The sequence below is a fragment of the Ruegeria sp. CJ9 genome (assembly GCF_056536625.1).
In genome coordinates this window covers 326139-346285 of record NZ_JBQFPY010000002.1, presented here as the reverse complement: position 1 = coordinate 346285, position 20147 = coordinate 326139, and the positions used below count along the sequence as shown (strand labels likewise).

Annotated in this window: 21 protein-coding genes; 8 read left to right on the top strand and 13 right to left on the bottom strand. The window is 59.3% G+C overall.

Annotation, left to right across the window (positions count from 1 at the left end; all coding sequences use genetic code 11):
- The first annotated feature begins 26 nt into the window (after positions 1-26).
- Positions 27-209, top strand: coding sequence for a hypothetical protein (locus tag ACR0AJ_RS07220; protein WP_170348931.1), 183 nt, complete (start codon positions 27-29; stop codon positions 207-209).
- Positions 210-301: 92 nt separating this feature from the next.
- Here ACR0AJ_RS07220 and ACR0AJ_RS07215 read toward each other — a convergent pair whose 3' ends face one another.
- The 4 genes from ACR0AJ_RS07215 to bcoG are packed head-to-tail and all read right to left on the bottom strand — an operon-like array spanning position 302 to position 3781.
- The gene (locus ACR0AJ_RS07215) at positions 302-1060 is read right to left on the bottom strand and encodes an SDR family oxidoreductase (protein WP_170533049.1); all 759 of its coding nucleotides are present in this window, start codon (positions 1058-1060) and stop codon (positions 302-304) included.
- Positions 1057-2523, bottom strand: coding sequence for a carnitine 3-dehydrogenase (locus ACR0AJ_RS07210; RefSeq protein ID WP_170348933.1), 1467 nt, complete (start codon positions 2521-2523; stop codon positions 1057-1059). Before ACR0AJ_RS07210 ends, ACR0AJ_RS07215 begins: the two co-directional genes overlap by 4 nt.
- Complete coding sequence (locus ACR0AJ_RS07205; RefSeq protein WP_170348934.1) at positions 2520-2867, bottom strand: hypothetical protein; 348 nt, start codon at positions 2865-2867, stop codon at positions 2520-2522. Before ACR0AJ_RS07205 ends, ACR0AJ_RS07210 begins: the two co-directional genes overlap by 4 nt.
- The gene (gene bcoG / locus ACR0AJ_RS07200; protein WP_170348935.1) at positions 2864-3781 is read right to left on the bottom strand and encodes a 3-dehydrocarnitine:acetyl-CoA trimethylamine transferase BcoG; all 918 of its coding nucleotides are present in this window, start codon (positions 3779-3781) and stop codon (positions 2864-2866) included. Before bcoG ends, ACR0AJ_RS07205 begins: the two co-directional genes overlap by 4 nt.
- 132 nt (positions 3782-3913) lie before the next feature.
- Between bcoG and ACR0AJ_RS07195 the strand changes: the two genes are divergently transcribed.
- Positions 3914-4900, top strand: coding sequence for a GlxA family transcriptional regulator (locus tag ACR0AJ_RS07195; RefSeq protein ID WP_170348936.1), 987 nt, complete (start codon positions 3914-3916; stop codon positions 4898-4900).
- 69 nt (positions 4901-4969) lie between these two features.
- Here the strand turns inward: ACR0AJ_RS07195 and ACR0AJ_RS07190 are convergent, their stop codons facing one another.
- The 3 genes from ACR0AJ_RS07190 to ACR0AJ_RS07180 are packed head-to-tail and all read right to left on the bottom strand — an operon-like array spanning position 4970 to position 7981.
- Positions 4970-6016, bottom strand: a complete 1047-nt coding sequence (locus tag ACR0AJ_RS07190; protein ID WP_480740461.1) for an aldo/keto reductase — start codon at positions 6014-6016, stop codon at positions 4970-4972.
- Between the two features lie 35 nt (positions 6017-6051).
- The gene (locus tag ACR0AJ_RS07185; RefSeq protein ID WP_170358808.1) at positions 6052-6510 is read right to left on the bottom strand and encodes a DNA polymerase III subunit chi; all 459 of its coding nucleotides are present in this window, start codon (positions 6508-6510) and stop codon (positions 6052-6054) included.
- A 4-nt stretch (positions 6511-6514) separates the two neighbouring features.
- On the bottom strand, positions 6515-7981 hold the full coding sequence (locus tag ACR0AJ_RS07180; RefSeq protein WP_480740460.1) for a leucyl aminopeptidase: 1467 nt from the start codon (positions 7979-7981) through the stop codon (positions 6515-6517).
- 240 nt (positions 7982-8221) lie between these two features.
- Between ACR0AJ_RS07180 and lptG the strand changes: the two genes are divergently transcribed.
- The 5 genes from lptG to rsmA all read left to right on the top strand — a co-directional run bounded on the left by lptG (position 8222) and on the right by rsmA (position 14606).
- The gene (gene lptG / locus ACR0AJ_RS07175) at positions 8222-9322 is read left to right on the top strand and encodes an LPS export ABC transporter permease LptG (protein ID WP_170348940.1); all 1101 of its coding nucleotides are present in this window, start codon (positions 8222-8224) and stop codon (positions 9320-9322) included.
- Positions 9322-11484 (top strand): LPS-assembly protein LptD, encoded by a 2163-nt coding sequence (locus tag ACR0AJ_RS07170; RefSeq protein WP_170348941.1) that lies wholly within the window; start codon positions 9322-9324, stop codon positions 11482-11484. Before lptG ends, ACR0AJ_RS07170 begins: the two co-directional genes overlap by 1 nt.
- The gene (locus tag ACR0AJ_RS07165; RefSeq protein WP_170358812.1) at positions 11475-12728 is read left to right on the top strand and encodes a peptidylprolyl isomerase; all 1254 of its coding nucleotides are present in this window, start codon (positions 11475-11477) and stop codon (positions 12726-12728) included. The genes ACR0AJ_RS07170 and ACR0AJ_RS07165 overlap by 10 nt, the downstream gene beginning before the upstream one ends.
- Complete coding sequence (gene pdxA / locus ACR0AJ_RS07160) at positions 12725-13690, top strand: 4-hydroxythreonine-4-phosphate dehydrogenase PdxA (RefSeq protein ID WP_170410138.1); 966 nt, start codon at positions 12725-12727, stop codon at positions 13688-13690. The genes ACR0AJ_RS07165 and pdxA overlap by 4 nt, the downstream gene beginning before the upstream one ends.
- Positions 13691-13763: 73 nt before the next feature.
- Complete coding sequence (rsmA, locus tag ACR0AJ_RS07155) at positions 13764-14606, top strand: 16S rRNA (adenine(1518)-N(6)/adenine(1519)-N(6))-dimethyltransferase RsmA (protein WP_170358817.1); 843 nt, start codon at positions 13764-13766, stop codon at positions 14604-14606.
- A 56-nt stretch (positions 14607-14662) separates the two neighbouring features.
- Here the strand turns inward: rsmA and ACR0AJ_RS07150 are convergent, their stop codons facing one another.
- The 3 genes from ACR0AJ_RS07150 to prfA all read right to left on the bottom strand — a co-directional run bounded on the left by ACR0AJ_RS07150 (position 14663) and on the right by prfA (position 17391).
- Positions 14663-15253 carry a DUF4167 domain-containing protein gene (locus tag ACR0AJ_RS07150; RefSeq protein ID WP_170358819.1) on the bottom strand — a complete coding sequence of 197 codons (591 nt, stop codon included), beginning with the start codon at positions 15251-15253 and terminating at the stop codon, positions 14663-14665.
- Between the two features lie 243 nt (positions 15254-15496).
- Entirely contained in the window at positions 15497-16339 is an 843-nt protein-coding gene (prmC, locus tag ACR0AJ_RS07145) for a peptide chain release factor N(5)-glutamine methyltransferase (protein ID WP_170410142.1), read from the bottom strand.
- Positions 16336-17391 carry a peptide chain release factor 1 gene (gene prfA, locus ACR0AJ_RS07140; RefSeq protein ID WP_170348947.1) on the bottom strand — a complete coding sequence of 352 codons (1056 nt, stop codon included), beginning with the start codon at positions 17389-17391 and terminating at the stop codon, positions 16336-16338. Before prfA ends, prmC begins: the two co-directional genes overlap by 4 nt.
- A gap of 62 nt (positions 17392-17453) precedes the next feature.
- Here prfA and ACR0AJ_RS07135 point away from each other — a divergent pair, with 62 nt between their 5' ends.
- The gene (locus ACR0AJ_RS07135) at positions 17454-17756 is read left to right on the top strand and encodes a hypothetical protein (protein ID WP_170348948.1); all 303 of its coding nucleotides are present in this window, start codon (positions 17454-17456) and stop codon (positions 17754-17756) included.
- On the opposite strand, the gene ACR0AJ_RS07130 is transcribed toward ACR0AJ_RS07135, so the two are convergent.
- The 3 genes from ACR0AJ_RS07130 to speB (ACR0AJ_RS07120) all read right to left on the bottom strand — a co-directional run bounded on the left by ACR0AJ_RS07130 (position 17682) and on the right by speB (ACR0AJ_RS07120) (position 20143).
- Positions 17682-18041 (bottom strand): DUF1499 domain-containing protein, encoded by a 360-nt coding sequence (locus tag ACR0AJ_RS07130; RefSeq protein WP_480640739.1) that lies wholly within the window; start codon positions 18039-18041, stop codon positions 17682-17684. The genes ACR0AJ_RS07135 and ACR0AJ_RS07130 overlap by 75 nt on opposite strands.
- Before the next feature lie 108 nt (positions 18042-18149).
- Positions 18150-19097 (bottom strand): agmatinase, encoded by a 948-nt coding sequence (gene speB, locus ACR0AJ_RS07125; protein ID WP_170348950.1) that lies wholly within the window; start codon positions 19095-19097, stop codon positions 18150-18152.
- 77 nt (positions 19098-19174) lie between these two features.
- A complete protein-coding gene (gene speB, locus ACR0AJ_RS07120) occupies positions 19175-20143 on the bottom strand; it encodes an agmatinase (protein ID WP_170549289.1) in 969 nt (322 codons plus the stop codon).
- Positions 20144-20147: the final 4 nt, after the last annotated feature.

Below are 20147 nucleotides of genomic sequence, written 5' to 3'. Positions count from 1 at the left end.
CCGATCACAGACGGAGGACGACAGGAATGGACGCACTACAGACCGCTCAATACGCACGGGCCTTATATACTGTTCACGGCGACCGGGCCGAGGCGGAAGCCGCACAAAAGATGCGCGAATGTGAAGCCGCCGGAAATAGACAGGAAGCGCTAGACTGGCAAGCTGTCCGCCAGACCATCCGCCAAATTCGCGGGCCAAATCAGGGCTAGCTTCAGCGTTTCGAAAAAGCCCTGCCCCAAGCCGATCACCAATGCCCTTATTGCGCCAGGGCATTGGGGTTCTGTGTGTTTTCTAAACCGAGTTAGATTTTCGGATCTGGATTCACCGTGTGCCCATCCACGGCAATAACCTGCCCCGAAACAAGCCGCGCCGCATCCGAGGCGAGGAACACGGCCATGTTTGCGATATCGTGACCTTCAACAAAGCGTCCCATCGAGGTACCCGAAGCATACCCAGCATAGACCTGATCGCGGGTCATACCTTTTGCGGCCGCTTCACGCGCCAGCACACCCTCCATCCGTGGGCCTTCAACCGCTCCAGGACAAATTGCATTGGCGCGAATACCGTGGGGGCCAAGTTCCATCGCAAGGGTTTTCATCAAACCGATCACCGCCCATTTCGCCGCTGCATATGGCGCGCGGTACGGGTACCCGTATTGACCAGCAGTTGACGACGTCAGGGTGATGCTGCCCGCCTGCGCGGTCTTCATCAAAGGGGCTGCATGTTTCACGGCCAGAAAAGCGCCCTCGAGGTTGACCGAAACGCAGGTCCGCCAATCTGCCAACCCGATATCCTCGATCGCGTTTGTCGGTCCTGCCGTGCCTGCATTGGCGCACAGCGCATCCAATCCACCTTCGGCTGCGATATCCTGAAAAACGGCACTCATATCGGACTCACTTGCGGCATCGGCGCGACGAGCCTCCCAGTGATCCGGCACCGTATTCAAAGCAGCCTCGTCAATATCCGTGATCCAAACACCATAGCCTGCATCATCAAATGCTTCGGCCATGGCACGGCCAACGCCCGAGGCGCCAGCTGTAATCAGAACCTGCCGGGTCATGCGGGTTTCCGGATCGCGGCGCCCGCGCCTTCGGGGTAGGGCAACCCTGCCTGCGCCTCGGCGATCCGCGTCATGGAGGCCTCGATTTCCGGCGACGGTGCGCTGGGGCGACGAGATTCAAGGCTGACATGCAGCAGGAAGCTTTCGCCCGTGGCCAGCAGCTTGTCGCCCTCATACATGCTGTGGAACACGTGCAGTTTCTTGCCCTGCCCCAACAGCATCTGCGTGCGCACTTCGATCTTGGCGCCTGCGTGTGCTTCGTCGACATACCGGATGTGGTTTTCAGCGGTGAAATAGCTGCCGCCCGAGGTGATGTAATCCGCGTCGCAGCCGATGATCTCCATGAACCGGTCGGTCGCGGCGGCGAAGGCTTCCAGATACCGCGCCTCATTCATGTGGCCGTTGTAATCGGTCCAGTCCAACGGCACCGCGCGGGCCAGTGTCAGGATCGGCTGGCTCAGGTCCGCCTGTTCCAGCGTTGGCAACGCGCCGGGTTTCAACAGCGCGTCATGCTGGTTCAGCACCGCCCCTGCGCCATAGTTCTGCGCTTTGAGCGCGCGCATCATGCCCACAAGGTTATTGTCGCGGATCCGCTCCAGCTCGCGGATCGAGTGCATACCCGACTGCGCGTCCGACTGATCCGCGATCAGGTCGACCAGTTCATCAGTAAAGTCCGGCACGTCCATCAGCTTGGTCCACGGCCATTTCAACGCTGGCCCGAACTGAGCCATGAAGTGCCGCATCCCGGCCTCACCTCCGGCCACGCGATAGGTTTCAAACAGGCCCATCTGCGCCCAGCGAATGCCAAAGCCCATGCGGATGGCCTCGTCGATCTCTTCGGTCGTGGCGATGCCGTCTTTGACTAACCACAATGCCTCGCGCCAAACGGCCTCAAGAAATCGGTCAGCGATATGCGCGTCGATTTCTTTCTTGATGTGCAGCGGGAAAAACCCGACGGACTTCAGCAGTTCTTGTGCCTTGGCAACCATCTCGGCCGAGTTTTTGCCGGTTGGGACTAGCTCAATCAACGGCAGCAGATAGACCGGGTTGAACGGGTGCGTCACCACGATCTGCTCGGGCCTCAACGCGCCCTCCTGCAATTCGGACGGTTTGAAGCCGCTGGTCGAGGACCCAATGATCGCATCTGGATCACAAGCCTCCTGCAACCCCTTGTAGACCTTCAGTTTCAGGTTCAGCCGTTCAGGCACGCTTTCCTGTATCCAGGCGGCACCCTGCACGGCCTCCGCCATATCTTCGTAGAACGTCAGAGATCCCTCGGACGGCAATGGCACATCGCTCAGCCCCGGCAAGGAGCGGCGCGCATTATCCAGAACCTCACCAATCTTACGCTCGGCCTCGGGGTCCGGGTCGAACACCCGGACGTTCCAGCCGTTCAGTAGAAATCTTGCGGCCCATCCGCCGCCGATGACGCCGCCGCCAATGATCGCTGCTGTTTTTGTCATTGTTCCTCACTACATTCCAAAGTGCCGAAGATCCCTCCGACAGCGTCACGTATTGTGAATTTCGTTTTGCCCAACTGTTCCATTTCCCAAGTCTCGTTTAGCAAGACTTCACCTTCATCTTCGCAAACCACGTCAAGAACATAGGTCGCCGAAAGTGGTTGTACGCTGTTCACGCGACATCCACCCAGGCTGTGCCGATGTATCCAAAATGGCACCGAAAAGACGTTTTCCTTCAATTGTGCACACAGCCCCGTCTGGATCGCCAAATATTCATCGACAGCATCAGGAGTTTCCGCACTCAGTGGCCCGGCACAAATCAAGCACACCAACCAGAACGGCTTCACTTCGCCACTGGCGCCCGTTTCACCAGACCCAATTTCTCGCGCACTTCCTGCGCACCGATCACCCGCGCGCCCATGTTCTCGATAATGGTTCCGGCGCGTTCGACTAGTTGCCAATTCTCGGCCAGCACGCCTTTGTCCAGCCACAGGTTATCCTCAAGCCCGACGCGCACGTTGCCGCCCGCCAATACAGCCGCCGCGGCATAAGCCATCTGATTGCGGCCCAGAGCAAACGCGCTGAACGTCCAGTCATCCGGCACGTTGTTGACCATCGCCATGAAGGTGTTCAAGTCATCCGGCGCGCCCCACGGCACGCCCATGCAAAGTTGCACCAAAGCCGGGCTGTCCAGAACACCGTCCTTCACCAGCTGCTTAGCGTACCACAGATGGCCGGTGTCAAAGGCTTCGATCTCGGGCTTCACGCCCAAATGTGTCATCATCCGACCCATCGCCTGCAGCATGCCCGGCGTGTTGGTCATGACGTAATCGGCTTCGGCAAAGTTCATGGTGCCGCAGTCCAGCGTGCAGATCTCCGGCAGGCATTCCGCAACATGTTCGACCCGCGCGGCTGCACCGATCATATCAGTCCCGTCCTCGCGCAGCGGCAGCGGAGATTCGCTTGGGCCAAACACCATGTCCCCACCCATCCCGGCGGTCAGGTTCAGAACGACGTCAACCTCAGCCTCGCGAATGCGGTCCGTGACTTCGCGATACAGGTCCAGACGGCGGCTGGGTACACCGGTTTCAGGGTCGCGTACATGGCAATGCACCACCGCCGCCCCGGCCTTGGCTGCGGCAATCGCACTGTCGGCGATTTGCTTGGGTGAGCGCGGCACATGTGGGCTGCGATCCTGTGTCCCTCCCGAGCCGGTAACGGCGCAAGTGATGAAGACTTCGCGGTTCATTTCCAGAGGCATTGTGTTTTCCCCAAGTTATACCCGGTTTTGCCGTGAGTTTTCCCCAGGCTTCTCCACGGATTCCGATTTGCGTTCACCCCCGACTCTGACGCAGCCTTGTGGAAACACTTGCCAGAATGCGAATCGAACTTGATGAAATCCGCAAAAAACATACTCCAACCCGAACATCGCGCCCTGAAAACGGCTGTGCTGGTTCTGGACGAATGCAACACGCTCAGCTTCGCCTCGGCCGTTGATCCAATGCGGGCTGCCAACCGTCTGGCGGATCGTCCCGCTTTCGACTGGGATTATGTGACGGCAACGACAGAACCCGCGATGTTGACCAGCGCACTGAACGTACCGGGTGTTCCGCTGGCACGGTTGCAAAGCTGCGATCTGATGATCGTTGTCGCGGGATTCCAACTGGCCCGACACGCCACACCCAGTTTGCTGGCCGGACTGCGCCGTATTGCGGGCACTGGTGCCACCATGGCGGGCATCGACGGAGGCCCCTGGTTGTTGGCCGAGGCTGGCCTGCTGGATGGACACGCCGCCACAACTCACTGGGAAGACTTGGACAATTTCGCCACCCGATTCCCCGATGTTGACGTTCGCCCCGATCGTTTCACCGTATCCGGCAATCGCCTGACCTCAGGTGGCGCTATCCCAGCGGTCGAAATGATGCTGCACATTATCGCCGCCCGCCACGGTGCCGGTTTTGCTGCCCGCGTCTCGGGTCTTTTCCTGTACGACGGTGCGCCCGAGCCCACAAAACCGCAAAGCCGGACCGGTGCCCCACACCGCCATACGGCGCTGACGGCCAAGGCGAACACCTTGATGGAATCTTCGCTGGACGAGCCGCTGCCACTGGCGGACATCGCCGAAACCCTCGGCACCAGCCCCCGCACCCTACAGCAGCAATTTCGCCTGCGCCTGAACACAACGCCGCAAGACCACTATCTGCAGTTACGCTTGGCCGAGGCCCGCCGCCTGGTTACCGACACGGACATGCCGCTGATGGATGTGGCCCTGGCTACGGGGTTCGCCTCACAATCCAGCTTTGCACGTGCTTTCCGCACCGCACACGGCCTCTCGGCCCGTGACCTGCGGCAGGAACGCATCCAGCCCACCCATCACTGACGAGATCTTCTTCATCTGGCTAAAAATACCTCGGGGCGCGCGCGCGCAGTGCGTCGGTGGCAGAGCCCCCTAAAAAGGCATCGGATGCGTTCGGTGCGCCTGACCGATTTCTGCCACGACCTCATCGGACAGCCGCAAGTCCTTACCGGCCAGGATATGCTCCAGCTGTGCCACCGAGGTCGCGCCGAAAACAGCCGACATCATGAACGGCCGCGTCCGACACCAGGCCAGTGCCATATGCACCGGGTCCAACCCATGCCGCTCAGCAATCTCCAGATAAGCCGTCACGGCACCAAACACGCGTGGACCGGTGCGCCCGCCCATCTCGGGAACCAGCGACATACGTGATCCGACGGGCACCGCATCACCCTGATACTTGCCGGTCAGAAATCCCGCCCCCAAGGGAGAAAAGGCCATCAAGCCCACATCTTCATGCACACTGAGTTCCGCCATGTCCGTATCGAAGTGCCGGCATAGAATCGAATACTCATTCTGAACCGAGGCCACACGCGGCGCGCCTATCTGCTCGGCAATCCGCAGCCATTGCGCCGTACCCCAAGCGCTTTCGTTGGACAGTCCAAAGGCGCGGATATTACCCTTGTCGACCTGCACTTGCAGGGCCTCAAGGCAATCCTGCATGTTGTCCAATACTTCGTTGGTGTTGTGCCCCGAAGGTGCGTAATTCCAGTTTTGCCGGAACATGTAACTGCCGCGGTTCGGCCAGTGAAACTGATAGAGATCAATGCAATCCGTGTGCAGCCGCCGCAGTGAGCCTTCGATCGCTTCGGGGATCGTCTTTCCCGAAATCTGCGCGCCATCGCGGGCGTGGGCGAACCCTGCCCCCGAGTGTTTGGTTGCCAGTAGGTAATCTGCACGACGGGACGGGTTGGCAGCGTTCCAGCTGCCCAGAATCTCTTCGGTTCGACCGACGGTTTCCCTTGCGATCGGGTTCACCGGATACATCTCCGCCGTATCAACGAAATTGATCCCGGCTGCCAGCGCCATATCCAACTGCTTGTGACCATCCGCCTCGGACGTCTGTGTGCCAAAGGTCATCGTACCCAGACATAAGTCTGTCGCCGAAATTCCCGTGCGGCCTAATGGTCTTGTTTCCATTTGTCAGTCTCCGGAAAGCTTTTAAGATCAGCCTCTTAAGCCTCGGCCTTCTTCTCCCACCGGCCCGATTCCTCGGACCAGTATTGCGCCGAACAACCCGCGCTAGTTAGTGCTTTCCACTGGCCGCGCGCCTGCTGGACAGCCATATCATCATTGCCATCGAACAGGATGCAGACACGCTCCAGCGAAGCCACCTCGTCGGCGTTTACCGGCGCGCCGTCCACGGCCATGACACAGGCCGGTTCATTGGCTGCCTCTGGCCCGGTCGTCAGCAAAACAGGCTGCGCCGCGTCATGCGGGCCACCTTCGCGCCCATGTGGCAGGAACCCGTCCTCGGGCCCCAGCCACAGCTTTTCATCCAGCCAGTCCATCCGTGCCGGATCTGTGCCCCGCACGGCAATCTTCCACCCAGCCTGCCGCGCCTTGTCCAGCAGCACCGGCAAGGTGTGTTCCAAGGGCTGACGGGTCAGGTGGTAGAAATAGACGGCACCCATACGATTACTCGAAGTTATCCTGCACCAAACGGCTGAGCGCGCGAACGCCCCAGCCGGTTGCCCCTTTGGGCGCATAGGATGTTTCCGACGACACCGAGGCCACACCCGCAATATCGAGGTGAATCCAAGGCGTTTCTTCTTTCACAAAACGCTGCAGGAATTGCGCCGCTGTGATCGACCCTGCCGGGCGACCGCCGACATTTTTCATATCAGCAATGCGCGACTTCAACTGTTTGTCGTACCCTTCGCCCAGCGGCAAGCGCCACGCGCCTTCATCCTCGGCCTTGGCCGATTTCAGGAAGGCATCGCAGAACGTGTCATTGTTGGAAAATACACCGGCATTCTCGTGGCCCAGACCAATGATCACCGCGCCGGTCAGCGTGGCCAGATCGATCATGCCCACCGGTTGGAACCGCTCTTGCGTGTACCACATCACATCGCACAGAACCAAACGCCCTTCGGCGTCGGTGTTGATGATCTCAACCGTGTCGCCCTTCATCGACTTGACCACATCGCCCGGACGGCTGGCATTGCCGGACGGCATGTTTTCGACCAGTCCGACCAGACCGACCACGTTGGCCTTGGCCTTGCGCTTAGCCAACGCACGCATGGTGCCAGCGACAACGCCCGCACCGCCCATATCCATGGTCATGTCTTCCATGCCGCCTGCGGGTTTCAGCGAGATACCACCGGTGTCGAACACGACACCCTTACCCACCAGAGCCAGTGGCGCGTCGTCCTTGTCACCGCCGTTCCACTGCATCACCACAACCTTCGAGGGGCTGACCGAACCCTGCCCGACGCTCAGCAGCGTACGCATGCCCAGCTCGGCCAGTTTGTCCTCTTCCAGAACCTCAACCTCAAGGCCCAGCTCCGCCATCTCGGCCAAACGGTCGGCGAATTCAGTGGTGGTCAGGACGTTTGCAGGCTCGTTGGTCAGATCACGGGTCATCCGCACCCCATCGGCCACGGCGTATTGCGGGGCAAAGGCGGCTTCGACCTCGTCGGGTTTCTGGTGACTGATGGTGACGGTGCCAACCTCTTCCGCCTCTTTGGTCTTGTGCGCGTCGAAATCATAGGTGCGCAGCACGATGCCCATCGTCAGATCTTCGGTCCGGACCTGATTGCCTGCCATCACCAGCACGTCCTTGCCCCCTGCCAGCTTGGCCAGCGCCGCGCCCGCCTTGCGGGCCTCGGCCGGATCAGGACGGCGGGGCAGGATCACGATATCCAGCGCCTCGGCCGCCATTCCACCAGGCCAAGCCATCGAGATCACATCGCCCGTCTTTACCTTTTCAAACCGGGAACTTTCCACCAGACGCGCCACCGCGCCACGGGTCAGACGGTTGGCCCGACGCACCGCGGGGCTCATCTTGCCGTCCGATGGGATGATTACCGCCACCCGGCCTTTGGCTTGCGCCATTGCATCCGTATCAAAGGGCTGAAACCGGATCGGGACAAGACTGCTCATTGCGAACTCCTCAAAAACTGTTCCCCAAGACCTAGCCCGCACCGCGCGGCTTGACCAGATAGCAGTTTTCCCCGCGTGCCAATTGCATTACAGTCGCGGAAAAATTCCGGCAGGATCGGGGGAGAACGAATTGGCGAGACAGGGCAGGCATATGCCGTTGCGCATCCGCGCAGGCGAAGGTGATTCTGGCTTTTTCGGTGCCGATTTCACCTGCTGCCGGATCAAGGCGGAGGCACAATCGTGATCCTCGACCGCTATTTCGCCCGCCGGTTCATGCAAAGCTTTCTGGTCATTGGCGGCATTTTTCTAACGCTGCTGATTCTGATCGATCTGGTCGAACAAGCCCGCCGGTTCAACTCAGAGGGGCTGTCCTTTGGCACGCTGCTGCACCTGACCTTGCTGAACTCGCCCGCAGCGATCAGCGAGATGCTACCCTTGCTGGTTATCCTTGCCACCATTGCATTATTCATCGGCTTGGCGCGCAATTCCGAACTGGTGGTGACACGCGCCATCGGGCGGTCCGGTATCCGGGCGCTGCTGGCTCCGGTCACGTTGGCATTGATCATTGGGACCCTCGCGGTGGCCTTGCTGAACCCGATCACCGCCGCCACGTCCGAGGAGTACCGACGCCTGTCTGATGCCTACAAAGACAAAGGCAACTCGGCGCTGTCGATCACCAGCGAGGGGCTTTGGTTGCGGCAGGGTTCGGAAAATGGGCAATCGGTCATCCACGCGCGAGGCACCACGAATGCGGATGCGTTGGAACTAACCGGCGTAACGATCGTTACATTTTCGCCGGACGGTAAACCAACACAGCAAATCAATGCCAATCGGGCACAGCTGTCGAACGGGTCTTGGATATTGCACAATGCCAAGATCTGGTCTCTGGCGGATGATATGAACCCCGAGGCGACGGCTCAAACACATCAGCGCATCGAAATTCCCACCACGCTGACGCGCCAGCGCATTCTGGACACACTGGGCCAGCAGGATTCCGTATCCGTCTACGACTTGCCGCAGCTTATCCGTGATCTCCGCGAGGCCGGATTTTCCACCAAGCAATATGAGGTCTGGTTGCAGGTTCAACTTGCGCGACCGCTTTTTCTGGTGGCCATGGTGATGATCGGCGCGGCCTTTACCATGCGCCATGTCCGTTTTGGCGGTACCGGCATCGCGGTTCTGTCCGCAGTGCTTTTGGGATTCTCAATCTACTTCGTTCGCAACTTTGCCCAAATACTCGGAGAAAACGGTCAATTGCCAATCTTCGTCGCAGCCTGGGCTCCGCCCTTTGCAGCCATTCTTCTTTCCCTTGGCCTTCTTCTCCATGCGGAGGACGGCTGATGCGGCTCATATCAAGTCTTTTGCTGTCCGGCGCTGTGGCTCTGGCAATGCCAACAGGTGCCGCCGCCCAGACCCAATCAGCCCCTGGCCCGGCGCAGGATACCCAGCAAGAGGACCAGCCCGCCCTGCTGGTGGCTGACGAAATCTTCATCACACCCGAACGCGTGCTGGTGGCTGAAGGCAATGTCGAAGCTTTTCAAGGTGATATCAAAATCACCGCTGACCGCATCACCTATGACCGCGATACCGGCGCGCTGACACTTGAGGGGCCGATTCGCATCGATCAGGCCGGTGATACGACAATCCTGGCGGACTCGGCCGAACTGGATGACGGTATTCAGAATGGCCTGCTGATCGGCGCGCGGATGGTGTTCGACCAGCAGGTGCAGATTGCTTCGGTTCAGGCCACGCGCGCGGCGGGCAGGTATACGCAGTTCAGCAAAGTTTCGGCCACCTCGTGCCATGTCTGCGCGAATGGCAAACCGCCGATCTGGCAGATCCGCGCCCGCAAGGTCACGCATGATCAACTGGAACGGCAACTCTATTTTGAAGGGGCGCAGCTTCGGGTGCTGGATGTGCCAGTGTTCTATTTCCCCTATCTGCGACTGCCGGACCCGACGCTCGAGCGGGCCACCGGGTTCTTGGTACCGTCGATCCGAACCACCTCGCAGTTGGGCACTGGCGTCCAGGTGCCGTATTTCATCAAGCTGGGTGACCACAAGGATCTGACACTGACGCCCTATGTCTCGTCCAAGACCAATACACTTGGGTTTCGCTATCGACAGGCCTTTAAAAGGGGGCGCATCCAGCTTGAGGGTGCCTATACCCGCGATGATCTGCAGCCGGGTGAGGATCGCGGATACTTGTTTGCCAATGGCTGGTTCAACCTGAACGACGGTTATCGGTTCCTTTTCAACATCAGAACAACGTCAGACGATGCTTATCTGGCCGATTATGGCCTGCCAGATCTGGATCGGCTGCGTAGCGAAGTTGCGCTGGAACGGATCAAACGCGACACGGCGTTCCGTACCAGTTTTACCCACTATAAAACCCTGCGCGATAGCGAGGAACAGGACGAAATCCCGTCACGGATCTTTGATCTGTATTATGAAAAGCGTCTGTTCCCGACCTCTGTGGGCGGCGAGGTTCGGTTGGGTTTTGTTACTCACGCGCATGAACGTACCAGTGACGAGGATATCGTCGGGCGGGACGTTGCTCGTGCCACCTTTGATGCCGAATGGCTGCGCGACTGGACTTTTGCGTCGGGCCTTCGGGCCGAGGTGCGGGCCGGTGCGTCGGTCGATGCGTTTAACATTCGTCACGACAGCGATTTCCCTGACAACGTAACGCGCACCACGCCACGTGCGGCTTTGACGCTGCGTTATCCGATGCGCAAGCGCGAGTCATCAGGGGCGACGCAGATATTGGAACCGATTGCCCAGATCGGCTGGACTCATGTCTCGGACGATGACGTGCCAAATGACGAAAGTACGTTTCAGGAATTCGATCAGGGTAACTTGCTGTCCCTGTCCCGCTTTCCAGCCCCCGACCGGCGCGAAGACGGCGTGACCGGCGTTGTGGGCCTGAACTGGTCCCGCTATGCAGCCGGCGGCTGGCGGGCTCTTGCCACGATAGGTCAGGTGTACCGTGCAGATGCTGACCCCAGTTTCAACCTGACCTCGGGCTTGCAGGGGACAACCTCAGACTTGCTGCTGGCAGGTCAGATTCAAACTAATAACGGCTGGCGTCTGGCCGGCCGTGGCTTGTTGAACGGAGATTTCAGCTTTTCCAAAGCCGAACTGCGGGTCGGCTGGCAACAGCCGCGGGTCGGCTTCACCGGAAGCTATGGCTGGCAAGAGCCGGACCCAGCTGAAGGTATCGACGACGAGATTTCCGAAGTTCGGTTGACCGGACGTTACCGGGTGGATCAGAACTGGAACACACGGGCCCTGGCGCGCTATGACCTAAGCGAATCCGAACCGATCCGCTATGGGTTGGGGGTGACGTATCAGAATGAATGCGTACAGGTTAACATGAATGTCAGTAGGCGCTTTACTTCATCATCAAGTATTGAGCCTTCGACAGAATTCGGCTTTACCGTAGCCTTGACGGGGTACTCCGTTAACAGTGGCGGCCAACAGTACAAGAGAAGATGCAGTTGATTTCAGGTTTCACCAGTTTCCTCCGCTCCGGTTGGCTTAAACCGGTCGCCCCTATGCTGATCGGGGCTGCGCTGGCTTTGACGTCGCCACAAGCTGGTGCCCAAAGCCTGTTTTCCCCGGCGATCAAAGTCAATCAAGACATCATCACCTGGTACGAGCTGTCACAACGGCAACAATTCCTGACCGCACTGGGTGCCCCCGGTGCGTCCGACGCCGAAGTCCGTGATGCATTGATCGACGAAAGGTTGCGCCGCCAAATTATGCGCGAGGCCGGAATCCAGGCAGCCCCCGAAGACATTCAGGTCGGCATCGACGAATTTGCCGCGCGTGGGCAATTGTCGACTGACCGGTTCCTGCAACTGCTCGCCGATCAGGGTGTTGATCGCGAAACCGTTCGGGATTTCGTGGCCGATCAGGTTGCTTGGCGCGACTATGTCAGTGCGCGTTTCCTGTCACAGGCTCGCCCGTCCGAGGACGAGATCAACCGCGCCCTGGGTCAAACTGACAGCGGTGGGCTGCAGGTGCTGCTGTCCGAAATCATTATCCCAGTGAACCAGCAAACCATTGCCCAGGCTGATCTGCTTGCCCAAGAGATTGCCCAACTGCAGGGGTTTGACTCGTTTTCCGCCGCAGCCACACAATATTCAGCGGCAGCCACCCGCGATAATGGTGGACGACTTGACTGGCTGAGCCTCACCAGCCTGCCGCCAGCACTGCAACCGGTGATCCTGGGTTTGAAGGACGGAGAGATCACTCAGCCACTATCTTTGCCCAACGCTATTGCGCTGTTCCAGATGCGCGGCCTGCGTGAGGTCGCGACAAGCGCGACCAACTATTCCGAAATAGACTACGCGATCTACAATATGGCCGGTGGCCGAAGTGCCGAAACCCTGGCACGGGCAGCCAAACTTAGAGAAGAGATTGACACCTGCGATGACCTCTACGGCATCGCCAAGGACCAACCACCAGAAGTATTGCAACGGATTCAGGCCAGCCCCGGTGAGATTCCGCGTGACGTGGCGCTGGAGCTTGCCAAGCTTGACCTGAATGAGGTGTCCACCACGCTGACCCGCAACAATGGCCAGACCCTGATGTTCCTGATGCTCTGCACCCGCACCCGTGATCTGGGCGAAGAGACTTCGCGAGTGGACGTTGCCAACGCGCTGACGCAACAACGTCTCGAGGCTTTTGCTAACAGCCTTGTGGCGCAGCTGCGCGCCGAAGCAAACATCGTCGAGCAATGACATTCCCGATCGCGCTCAGCTGTGGTGACCCGGCCGGAATAGGCCCGGAAATCGCAGCCAAAGCGTGGTCGGACCTTCGCGACACATGCCCGTTTTTCTATATCGGTGACGCGACCCACTTGCCGTCGGGAACGCCGGTTGTTCGCATAACCGACCCGTCCGAATCTGTTAAAATCAGCGCCTCGGCACTGCCGGTTCTGCAACTGGACTTTCCTGCACCCAATGTCCCCGGCCAACCCGATCCGGCCAACGCGCCCTCAGTCATCGCCGCTATTGAGCGCGGTGTTTCGCTGGTGCAATCCGGTGCGGCCTCGGCGCTTTGTACCGCGCCGATCCACAAGAAAGCCCTGATCGACGGCGCCAGCTTCGCTTATCCCGGCCATACCGAATTTCTCGCCGCCCTCGCCGGTCGGGACCGGGTGGTCATGATGCTGGCCAGCGCGCAATTGCGCGTGGTGCCCGCAACCATCCATATCGCGCTGTCCCAGGTGCCTTCGGCTCTGACCCCGGACCTGCTGCGCGACACCATCGCAATCACCGTCCAAGGACTGCGCAATCAATTCGGTATCGCGCATCCTCGTATTGCCATCGCGGGTCTGAACCCCCACGCCGGTGAAGGCGGGAAAATGGGCCATGAAGAGTTGGACTGGATCGCGCCCCTGATCGCCGACCTCCCTGACGACAGCTATACTGTTACAGGGCCACACCCTGCCGATACGATGTTCCACGCCGCTGCGCGCGCCCGTTATGACGCAGCAATTGCGATGTATCACGATCAAGCACTGATCCCGATCAAAACGCTGGATTTCGATCGCGGGGTCAACGTGACGCTTGGCCTTCCCTTTATCCGCACCTCACCCGATCACGGCACCGCACTGGATATCGCAGGCCAAGGCATCGCCACACCCACCAGCCTGATCGAAGCACTGAAGCTGGCCCAACGCATGGCACAAAGCGCTTGACCCTTCTGTTGGCTGAAAATACCCCAACCAAAGGCAAAATCATCGGCGCGCCCCGCGTCACGGCAACCGGATCATGAGTGCAATCGACAATCTCCCTCCGCTACGCGAAGTCATCGCGACCCACCAGCTTTCGGCCCGCAAGTCGCTAGGGCAGAATTTTTTGCTGGACCTGAACCTGACGGCCAAGATCGCGCGTCAGGCCGGAGATCTTACGGAATGCGACGTGTTGGAAATTGGCCCCGGCCCCGGAGGCCTGACCCGTGGGTTGTTGTCAGAGGGCGCACGCAAGGTCGTGGCGGTGGAAAAAGACACACGCTGCATCGCGGCTCTGAACGATATCGCAGCCGCCTACCCCGGTCGGCTTGAGGTGATCAACGGCGATGCTCTTGAAATTGACCCGCTGGCGCATCTGACTTCACCGATTCGCATCGCAGCCAATCTGCCCTACAATGTCGGCACCGAGTTGCTGGTTCGCTGGCTTACCCCGCCGGAGTGGCCGCCCTTCTGGCAGAGCCTGACCCTGATGTTCCAGCGTGAGGTAGCCGAGCGTATCGTCGCCCAACCTGGCAGCAAGGCCTATGGCCGCCTCGCCATCCTCGCCCAATGGCGGGCCGAGGCGCGGATCGCAATGTCATTGCCGCCCGGCGCGTTTACCCCACCCCCCAAAGTCTCAAGCGCCGTTGTTCATCTGACCGCCCTGCCCGAGCCGCGTTACCCGGCCGATGCTGCCACACTGTCACGCGTCGTCGCGGCTGCCTTTAACCAGCGCCGGAAAATGCTACGCGCATCGTTAAAAGGTGTTGCATCGGATATCGAAGACAGGTTGCTCGCAGCTGGTATCCAGCCCACCGAACGGGCCGAACAGGTCCCGCTTGAGGCGTTTTGTGCTTTAGCGCGCGAAGTCAAAAAAGGCTGAAAGCAAAGAAAAAGCCCCGGACCATCCCAGGGCTTTCGCAATTTCGGAGTGTTTATTTATTCCGCCGCTTCTGGCGCATCCCCATCCGTTTTGGGTGCATCCTCGGCCGGTGCAGCCTTGGGCTTGCGCGCGCGCGGACGGCGTGCAGGTTTTTCTTTCTTCTCCGATTTCTCGGGCGCATCGACCACCGGGGCGGCATCTTTGCTTTCCGGGGTCTCGACCAGACCGGATTCGGGGGCGGAAGCTTCGGCTCCGAAATCCATCACGTCGGGTTGCGGTGCCTCGGCCGGATCGGCCTGACGGGCCGCTTCGCGCTCCTGTCGTTCGGCACGTTCCCGGTCACGCTCGGCCTGACGTTCGCGATTCTGGCGCTCTTGCTCTTCGCGGCGCGCTTCGATTTCGCGCTGCGCTTCGCTGAGCAGACGCAGATAATGCTCGGCGTGCTGCTGAAAGTTCTCAGCTGCCACACGGTCGTTACCTAGCTGGGCGTCGCGCGCCAGTTGGTTGTATTTGTCAATGATCTGCTGGGGCGTGCCGCGCACCTTGCCTTCGGGGCCTGAACTATCGAAAACCCGGTTAACAACGTTGCCGCCAGAGGGGCGATTGCGGTTATTCTTGGCCCGCGAGCGGGATTTAGAAGATCTCATCGTACTTTACGTCAGCCTTGTCATTCGGTGCCGATCAAGTCGCGTCCTGCACTGCTCAATGGCATTAGCCGTCACGCGATGTCGACTTTTTTGGGCTTGGCGTCAGGGGCCCGCTGAAACAGCGTCAACCTCTCCGACTAACTCTGAGTAAGCATGTCCAGCGCCTACAGACAAGAGGTTTGTCCAAAAATTCGCAGCTTTTTTACATTGATCGGCGCATTTCAGCCTCATCATATGCCAAATTTACGGCATTCTGGCGACAACAACACGATCTCGACCGTCCAGATCGGGGATAACCCCTGCATCAACTAGTCCAGCCGCTTGGAAAAGGGCTGCAACGGCCTTACCCTGTGTCGGTCCGATTTCAACCAAAATCCGCCCGCCGGGCATCAGAAAATCCGGGGCCGAGGCGGCAATATGACGGTATGCGCCCAGCCCGTCCCCTTCGTCCGTCAGTGCCATGCGCGGTTCATGTTCACGCACCTCCGGGGACAGGTCCTGCATCTCCTCCAGCGAAATATAGGGCGGGTTTGCAACAATCAGGTCAAAAAACCCTTCGATATTTTCAAACCAATCCGAGCGTAAAATCTCGACCCTGTCCTGCACCTGATGCTGCACCGCATTGGCGCTGGCTTGCAGACAGGCGGATTCGCTTAGATCCGCACCGATACCCGAAGCACTGGTGCGCTCGGCCAGCAGAGTAATCAAGATACAGCCAGAGCCTGTGCCCAAGTCCAGAACATGATCGAACGGTTCGCTCAACGCCGCCTCGACCAGAGTTTCGGTTTCAGGGCGCGGGTCCAGCACATCTCGGCTGACACGGAACCTGCGACCATAAAACTCGCGCTCTCCCAGCAAGTGCGACACCGGCACGCGGATAGCCCGCAGCGAGATCAGGTGATCGTACCGTTCGGCAATCTCGGGTGACAGTTCCTCGGGCGCAATCAACGTGACTCGGCTGGCCTCTATCCGTGCGGCATGGGCCAGCAAAACCCGCGCATCACGTGCCGGATCATCGACTCCAGCAGCGCGCAAGCGGGCGGTGGCGGCAACCATGGCCTGGGCGGCTGTCAACGCAGCGATCATTGTGCCATCTCGGCCAGCAGACGGGCCTGATCGTCAGCGGTCAGCGCGTCGATCACCTCATCCAGATCGCCCTGCATCACCTGATCCAGCTTATAGAGTGTCAGGTTAATGCGGTGATCCGTCATCCGCCCCTGCGGAAAATTATACGTCCTGATCCGCTCGGACCGGTCGCCCGAGCCAACCTGACTGGCGCGATCAGCGGATCGTTCGCTGTCGATCCGTTGGCGTTCAAGATCATACAGGCGCGTTTTCAGGACCTGCATCGCTATTTCACGGTTGCGGTGCTGAGACTTCTCGGAACTCGTCACCACCAGACCGCTGGGCAGGTGTGTGACCCGCACAGCCGAATCCGTCGTGTTAACGTGCTGCCCGCCCGCGCCCGAACTGCGCATCGTGTCGATGCGAATGTCATTGGCGTCGATCTGAATGTCCACATCCTCGGCCTCGGGCAGAACCGCCACTGTGGCTGCCGAGGTATGAATCCGCCCACCGCTTTCGGTTTCGGGTACTCGCTGAACGCGGTGTACACCGGATTCGTATTTCATGCGGGCAAAGACATTGTCGCCCTTGATGTGGGCCACTACCTCTTTAATACCGCCAAGGTCCGAGGCTTGCTCTTCAATGATCTCAAACTGCCAGCCGCGCGCTTCGGCATAGCGTTGATACATGCGCAGCAGATCGCCCGCGAACAACGCAGCCTCATCCCCGCCCGTTCCAGGGCGGATTTCCAACATCGCTGGACGCGCATCGGCCTTGTCCCGCGGCAACAACGCCAGTTGCAGGGCTTGTTCGGCCTGCGGGATACGGGCCTGAAGCTCGGGGATTTCTTCCTCGGCCAGCTCTTTCATGTCGGGATCGGCCAGCATCGTTTCAGCCTCGGCCAGATCGGCGACCAGCTGACGCCACGCCATGATTTGATCCACGACCGGCTTCAGATCAGAATACTCCTTGGCCAAGGCCGCAATATCCCCGCCCGAGGCGCCATCTGCCATGGCTGCTTCGAGATACTGGAATCGCTGAGTTATCTGTTCAAGGCGTTCTTCGGGGATCATCCGCGCGGTGTCTCTTAATCCGGCGCTTTGGTCAAGAGCCGTCCCTGTGCTAAGCTGACGCTATGACACGTTTGGCACTTGTTATTTTGTTGTGCGCAGCCCCGGCCATGGCCGATGTCGTCGGTCCCGGAGGCAAGGTACAGGACTGCTATTGCACCGACAAATCCGGAACGCGCATCGAGTTGGGTGAGATGATCTGCCTACAAGTCGACGGCCGCATGTTCACCGCCCAGTGCCAAATGTCCCTGAACGTCCCCATGTGGCGCGAAGTGCAAGAGGGGTGTTTGTCCTCAGGGCTGCAAAGCAGCCAGCCAGCCATCGACTCTGTTTCGGTTTACCCCGAAATCTCGCCGACCGAATCTTAACCGACCGTAGACGCGTAGAGTGTCTCCATCCTGCTGAATCGTGGTGTAATCTGGGAAGCCAAATACTTTACTGCGCGTTATGTAAGTGACCATCCCCTCTCGCACGGATCCCGCCAGCACATAGGTTCGGGGAGTATCTGTCACGATTTCATGCAGACGCGCAAAACGGTCGGGGTCACTTTCGATCACCCTAAACACGCCGCCCGGCATATCGCGATCCGTGTCTCCGACAGGAGCGACGTGCCAACGATTGGGGTCTGATGGGGCTGAGCGAATGGCAGCCATGGCGATCAAGCAGGCAACCAATCCCCAAAAAAACATTCTTTTCATCCCGATCCCATCGCTTTGCAAAACAATATTCGGATCGCTGGTCGTGGCAAGGCGCCACTGCCGCTATCGTGACGTCACGCCAGGTAGAATGCACAACATCTCGAACAGCAGGTTCGCCGCTGTCAGTGCGGTGTTGCCGGTAGCGTCATACGGAGGGGAAACCTCGACCAGATCACAGCCCACCACATTCATACCCGCCAGCGCGTGGATCAGCTGTAAAGCCTGTGGCGTGGTCAGCCCTGCAATCTCGGGTGTGCCGGTGCCTGGGGCGATAGAAGGGTCCAGGCTGTCGATATCGTACGAGATGTAAACCGGATGCTCGCCGATCTCTTTGCGAATCTGGGCACCTGTCACGGTCAGATTTTGCTGCCACAGCTCCCAAGCAGGGAATTGGCGAAAGCCCCAGCCCTTAGCCTCGGTAAAATCCGATGCTGCGTAGCCCGAGCCGCGAATGCCGATCTGAAAGGTTTTATCAGGGACGATCAGCCCCTCTTCGTAGGCGCGGCGGAAAACCGTGCCATGCGTTTCTCTTTCACCAAACATCTCATCATTCACGTCTGCATGGGCATCGACATGGACCAGTGCCACCGGCCCGTGTTTGGCAGCGATTGACCGCAGGATCGGCAGGGTGATCGAGTGATCGCCCCCCATTGCCACTGGCGTCACACCCTGTGCCAGGATGGCATCATAGCTTTCCTTGATGATTTTCAGACTGTCGGCCAACGAGAATGTATTGATCGCAAGATCGCCGATATCCGCGATTTGAAGGCTGTCGAACGGGGCCGCAAACGTGGCCATATTATAGGGCCGGATCATCGCACTTTCGCTGCGGATCTGCTTGGGTCCGAACCGCGTCCCCGACCGCCAAGAGGTGCCAATATCCATCGGGATGCCCAGCACCGCCACGTCCAACCCGGCAAGCGAATCCACCTGCGGCAGGCGCATAAACGTGTTCGGTCCCGAAAACCGCGCCAGATCATTGCCGCTGATGGGTTGGTTATATTCTGTCATTCCCGTCATTCTCCCGTCCGGCCTTTTGGTTAACCAGATATCGGAAAGATGTCTAACCAATGGTTAAGCCTGTTGAATTAATCCGAGATCAGCTTATTCCACCCCAGCAGACAAATGATCTGCGTCGCCACATGCGCGCCCGCAATCGCCGTGGCACCGGACGTATCAAAAGGCGGAGAGACCTCGACCACGTCCCCCCCTTTGATGTTGATGCCGGCAATGTCGCGCAGGATGATCTGCGTTTGTATCGAAGTCAGCCCACCCCAGACGGGCGTGCCGGTGCCGGGGGCGAAGGCCGGGTCCAGACCGTCGATGTCAAAGCTCAGGTAAACGGGGCTGTCGCCCAGAATACCCTTGATCTTTTGCGCCACGGCGGCAGGACCAGATTCATACACCTCGCGCGCGTCTATGATGTTGACGCCCAGCGTGTCCTCATTCGTAGTGCGAATACCCACCTGGACCGAGCGTTTAGGGTCCACGATCCCCGATTTCACCGCCTTGTAAAACATCGTCCCGTGATCGACGCGGGACATGTCGTCATCGGCCCATGTGTCCGTGTGCGCATCGAATTGCAGCAGCGACATTGGCCCGTACTTCTCTGCATAGGCTTTTAGAATCGGAAAGCTGATATAGTGATCTCCGCCCAACGAAACCGAGGCCACGTCGGCCGCCAGAATAGTACGGATATGATCCGTCAACGTATCGGGAAAGGCAGGGATATTGGCGTAGTCATAGGCCATATCTCCGTAATCCACGATTGCCAATTCGCTGAGCGCGTCGAAGGGCCAGCCGTAAGGCGCATCCGGAGATTGCAGCGCGCTGGCCTCGCGAATTGCGCGGGGGCCAAGACGGGTACCAGGGCGGTTGGTCACGGCCTGATCGAACGGCACGCCGGTCACGGCAATATCTACGCCCTTCAGCTCTTTGGTATAGAGCCGCCGCAGGAATGACGTCGCGCCGCCGAACGTGTTTTCGAACGATAACCCTTTGAGGTCCGGATTGGTGAATGCCTCATCCACCTGATTTTTTGCGTCTTCCAGTGCCATGTCT

What these genes read in the sequence shown, in the direction of transcription:
- ACR0AJ_RS07220 (WP_170348931.1), top strand. Translation starts at nt 27, where the DNA reads ATGGACGCACTACAGACCGCTCAATACGCACGGGCCTTATATACTGTT.
- ACR0AJ_RS07215 (WP_170533049.1), bottom strand. Translation starts at nt 1,060, where the DNA reads ATGACCCGGCAGGTTCTGATTACAGCTGGCGCCTCGGGCGTTGGCCGT.
- ACR0AJ_RS07210 (WP_170348933.1), bottom strand. Translation starts at nt 2,523, where the DNA reads ATGACAAAAACAGCAGCGATCATTGGCGGCGGCGTCATCGGCGGCGGA.
- bcoG (WP_170348935.1), bottom strand. Translation starts at nt 3,781, where the DNA reads ATGCCTCTGGAAATGAACCGCGAAGTCTTCATCACTTGCGCCGTTACC.
- ACR0AJ_RS07195 (WP_170348936.1), top strand. Translation starts at nt 3,914, where the DNA reads ATGAAATCCGCAAAAAACATACTCCAACCCGAACATCGCGCCCTGAAA.
- ACR0AJ_RS07190 (WP_480740461.1), bottom strand. Translation starts at nt 6,016, where the DNA reads ATGGAAACAAGACCATTAGGCCGCACGGGAATTTCGGCGACAGACTTA.
- ACR0AJ_RS07185 (WP_170358808.1), bottom strand. Translation starts at nt 6,510, where the DNA reads ATGGGTGCCGTCTATTTCTACCACCTGACCCGTCAGCCCTTGGAACAC.
- ACR0AJ_RS07180 (WP_480740460.1), bottom strand. Translation starts at nt 7,981, where the DNA reads ATGAGCAGTCTTGTCCCGATCCGGTTTCAGCCCTTTGATACGGATGCA.
- ACR0AJ_RS07170 (WP_170348941.1), top strand. Translation starts at nt 9,322, where the DNA reads ATGCGGCTCATATCAAGTCTTTTGCTGTCCGGCGCTGTGGCTCTGGCA.
- ACR0AJ_RS07165 (WP_170358812.1), top strand. Translation starts at nt 11,475, where the DNA reads ATGCAGTTGATTTCAGGTTTCACCAGTTTCCTCCGCTCCGGTTGGCTT.
- pdxA (WP_170410138.1), top strand. Translation starts at nt 12,725, where the DNA reads ATGACATTCCCGATCGCGCTCAGCTGTGGTGACCCGGCCGGAATAGGC.
- rsmA (WP_170358817.1), top strand. Translation starts at nt 13,764, where the DNA reads ATGAGTGCAATCGACAATCTCCCTCCGCTACGCGAAGTCATCGCGACC.
- ACR0AJ_RS07150 (WP_170358819.1), bottom strand. Translation starts at nt 15,253, where the DNA reads ATGAGATCTTCTAAATCCCGCTCGCGGGCCAAGAATAACCGCAATCGC.
- prmC (WP_170410142.1), bottom strand. Translation starts at nt 16,339, where the DNA reads ATGATCGCTGCGTTGACAGCCGCCCAGGCCATGGTTGCCGCCACCGCC.
- prfA (WP_170348947.1), bottom strand. Translation starts at nt 17,391, where the DNA reads ATGATCCCCGAAGAACGCCTTGAACAGATAACTCAGCGATTCCAGTAT.
- ACR0AJ_RS07135 (WP_170348948.1), top strand. Translation starts at nt 17,454, where the DNA reads ATGACACGTTTGGCACTTGTTATTTTGTTGTGCGCAGCCCCGGCCATG.
- ACR0AJ_RS07130 (WP_480640739.1), bottom strand. Translation starts at nt 18,041, where the DNA reads ATGGCTGCCATTCGCTCAGCCCCATCAGACCCCAATCGTTGGCACGTC.
- speB (WP_170348950.1), bottom strand. Translation starts at nt 19,097, where the DNA reads ATGACAGAATATAACCAACCCATCAGCGGCAATGATCTGGCGCGGTTT.
- speB (WP_170549289.1), bottom strand. Translation starts at nt 20,143, where the DNA reads ATGGCACTGGAAGACGCAAAAAATCAGGTGGATGAGGCATTCACCAAT.